We start from the raw sequence: 960 nt of genomic DNA, 5'->3' as shown, positions 1-960 counted from the left end.
CGCTACGAACGCAAAGCCGACCACTTCGCCGCCTTCGCCAGCATCGCAGCAGCCATCATCTGCACCCGCAGACTCACCAAATGAGATGTCTTCTAAGGGTTGTCCCGTATAGCGGGCTGGACAAGGAGGGGCGTCGACTGGTGGTCAGCCGAAGAGCAGGTTCACGTCCTTCTCGATACAGACCTGCAGGACGACTACGAGTTGGCGGACGTCTTCGAGACGACGCTGCCAGATAGGATCGCCCGGGTCGTGCGCCATCGCTGCGATCTCGTTGAGACGGGGCAGGATCGCAGCGCACTGCGCCGGCGTGAGATCGGGGCCGTCACAGTCCGAGTGGTCGAGAAGCGGTGCCAGCGTCGTGGAAACGTCACTCCAGGCACGTGTCCCTCCGAAGCCGCGCATCCCGTCGAGGGCGAAGCCCTCAATGTCCGCCAGCCACTCCCGGAACATCCCGAAGCCCGTGTAGGACCAGCAAATGTCCGGGCTGTCCGTGTTGTCGTCTCCGGGAAACAGAACAAGCCCCACCACGTACTCCTCGTCGGTCGAGCACACAGGGTCGGCCACGGACGGGGACGGCTGCAACTGAGATAATCACCGCGTGGCTGGTGTGATCACGGCGTCGGAGCCGTCATGGATAGGTCCTCACCGGGCTGGGCCCGCGCGACTTCCACAAGCTGATCACGACGCTCCGCCGCGAGGGCACCGACGCGGCGCGCCGGGGTCGGCCGTGGGGCCTCCCGTTGGAGGACCGGGTCCTGCTGGTCGCCGCCTACTGGCGCACGAACCTGACGCTGAGGCAGCTCGCGCCGCTGTTCGGGGTGTCAAAGTCGGCGGCTGGCAGGGTCATCGACCAGGTCGGGCCAGTGCTAGGCCCTGTCTCGTAATTGATCTTGTTGTGGGTCATTGTTCCTCGGCTCGCAGCCACAGGATCAGCGAGGCGAGGACGACGCCGGCCCGGTA

At 65.3% G+C, this 960-nt stretch carries 1 protein-coding gene and 1 pseudogene; one reads left to right on the top strand and one right to left on the bottom strand.

Features of this window, described 5'->3' with window-relative positions; all coding sequences use genetic code 11:
* Positions 1-144 precede the first annotated feature (144 nt).
* Positions 145-525, bottom strand: coding sequence for a hypothetical protein (locus ABD345_RS39950; RefSeq protein WP_344559747.1), 381 nt, complete (start codon positions 523-525; stop codon positions 145-147).
* Positions 526-598: 73 nt separating this feature from the next.
* Here ABD345_RS39950 and ABD345_RS39945 point away from each other — a divergent pair.
* Positions 599-869 (top strand): annotated as a pseudogene (locus ABD345_RS39945) (helix-turn-helix domain-containing protein); the annotation flags it as partial.
* Positions 870-960: the final 91 nt, after the last annotated feature.

Source organism: Kitasatospora saccharophila, assembly GCF_039529925.1.
GTDB classification, from domain to species: Bacteria; Actinomycetota; Actinomycetes; order Streptomycetales; family Streptomycetaceae; genus Kitasatospora; species Kitasatospora saccharophila.
Note: the sequence above shows the minus strand (reverse complement) of the source record. Positions and strands in the feature narration are given on the sequence as shown.